Consider the following 2292-nt stretch of genomic DNA (forward strand, 5'->3'; position numbering starts at 1 on the left):
CACCCCCTCGGCCGCCCCGCGGGCCCCCCCGGTTTGTGGGTGGGGCGCGCCCACCGGTCGCACCCTGCGGCTCCCCCCGACAACACGGCGAGCGGTCCGCAGGTCGACGAGGCCGAACTCGACGCCCTGGAGGACCTGTTCCCGAAGACCCTCGCCAAGAGCGAGGCGCTCGTGTGCACCGGCAGCATTCCGCCCGGCGTTCCCGCCGACCAGTACGCACGCTGGATCACCGAAGCGCGCCGCAACGGGATCCCGTCGGTTCTGGACGCCCATGGTGAGGTCCTCGCCCTGGGAGCCGCTGCGCTGCCCGACGTCGTCAAGGTCAACCGCGAGGAGCTCCTGTCCCTTCGGGCCGGCGATCCAGCCGATCGGGCGCTGGCCTGGCTGGACGCGGGCATCCGCTGCGTCATCGTCACGGACGGCGACCGTCCCGCCCACGCGTTCACCTCCGATGCCGAGTACGAGGTGCGAGCACCCGAAGTCCCGGTCCGCAGTGCCGTCGGCTCCGGTGACGCGTTCTGTGCGGGGCTCGTACGCAGTCTGCTCGGCGCGCCGCGGGCAGGCTGGGCGGCCCATCTCCGTCTCGCGGCCGCATGTGGCGCGTCGAACGCGGCGGGCACCACAGCAGGTCTGTCCGACAGCCACTCCCCCGCCGCGCTGCTGTCCCGGGTGACCGTGCGCGAATCCGCACTCCGGTCCGCCCGGACGCCGGGCACCCGGACCGACGGCACCCACCGCTGATCCGACACCCGCGGGGCTCCGCAGGGCGGGCTCCGCGGGATAGCAGGAACCGGCCCGGAACAACGCCGTTCCGGACATTCACCACGGAGGTTCTGATGGAAAGCACTACCCGGCCCTCCGCCGGCCACATGAGAAGCGTCGTCGTCATCACCTGCGTCACCGCCGTCGGCGGCTTCCTCTTCGGTTTCGACAACGGAGCGATATCCGGTACGGCCGGCTTCATCCAGGACCGTTTCGGACTGAGCGCCGGCGGTCTCGGGTGGGTGACCTCGAGCATCATCGTGGGCTGCATCATCGGTGTGGTCGTGGCGGGCCGTCTCAGCGATGCAGTCGGCCGCAAGAAGGTCATGCTGGGAACCGCCGTCGTCTTCCTCGTGGGGGCGGTCGGTGAAGGGCTCGCACCCAATGCCGAACTGCTCGTGGCCGCCCGCATCCTCGTCGGCATCGGCATCGGCACGGAGACCACGATCGCGCCGCTGTACATCGCCGAGGTGGCACCCGCGCATCTCCGGGGACGGCTCGTGTCCTTCAACCAGCTGTTCAACACCATCGGAAATCTCGTGGTGTTCTCGGTGAGCGCGCTCATCGCACGCGCCTCCAGCGATGCTTGGAACATCGAACACGGGTGGCGCTACGTATTCGCAATCGGCGTCGTCCCTGCCGTCGTCTTCTTCGGTCTGCTCTTCCTCGTACCCGAGAGCCCGCGCTGGCTGATCCGCCAGGGACGGACCGCCGAGGGCCTGGACGTCCTGCTGCGCATCAGTCCCACGAGGCCCGACGCAGAAGCCGAACTCGCGGGGATCGAGGCCTCGATGGCGATCGAGGGCGGCAGGGCCGGCGTCAGGGACGTGCTGGCGCCACGTTTCCGCAAGACGCTCGTCATCAGCTTCGGGGTCGCACTGTTCCAACAGATCACCGGAATCAACGCGATCTTCTACTACGCCCCCGAGGTGTTCAAATCGGCGGGTCTGGAGACCAACGACGCCATGTCGAGCACCGTCCTGATCGGCGTGACGCTCGTGGCAGCCACCCTCGTGTCGATGTGGCTCATCGACCGGGTCGGCCGCCGCACACTTCTCCTGACCGGCGCGACCGCGATGACCGTCCTGCTGGCCTGCATCGGCCTGGTGTTCCGCAGCCCGCACCCGAACGGGCCCCTGCTACTGGCACTGATCCTCGGATATGTGGCGTTCTTCGCGGTCTCCTTCGGCACCGTCACCTACGTGATCATCTCCGAGATCTTCCCGACGCATATCCGAGGAGTGGCGGCCTCCATCGCCACCTTCGCCCTCTGGGGCGGCAATTACCTCGTCTCCCAGTTCTTCCCGATGCTCGTCGAGGGCATCGGCTCCTCCAGTACGTTCTTCATCTTCTCCGGCGTCTCCCTGCTCGCCCTGCTCTTCACTCTCACCGTCGTACCCGAGACGAAGAACCGAAGCCTGGAGGAGATCGAGAGGGAGCTCTACGGGAACAACCGCCCGGTCGACGCCGACCGTGTCGTCACGCCCGCCTGACGGGTCGTCCGGCCGGCCCGTCGATGATCGTCAGGCC

Annotated in this window: 2 protein-coding genes; both read left to right on the top strand. The window is 68.4% G+C overall.

Features of this window, described 5'->3' with window-relative positions; translation table 11 throughout:
• On the top strand, positions 1-741 hold a 741-nt coding region (locus ACFWFI_RS08675; protein ID WP_387387214.1), incomplete at its 5' end, for a PfkB family carbohydrate kinase.
• Between the two features lie 95 nt (positions 742-836).
• Entirely contained in the window at positions 837-2255 is a 1419-nt protein-coding gene (locus ACFWFI_RS08680; RefSeq protein WP_387387216.1) for a sugar porter family MFS transporter, read from the top strand.
• The last annotated feature ends 37 nt before the right edge of the window (positions 2256-2292 follow it).

The organism is Streptomyces sp. NPDC060209, from assembly GCF_042728155.1.
GTDB lineage: Bacteria > Actinomycetota > Actinomycetes > Streptomycetales > Streptomycetaceae > Streptomyces.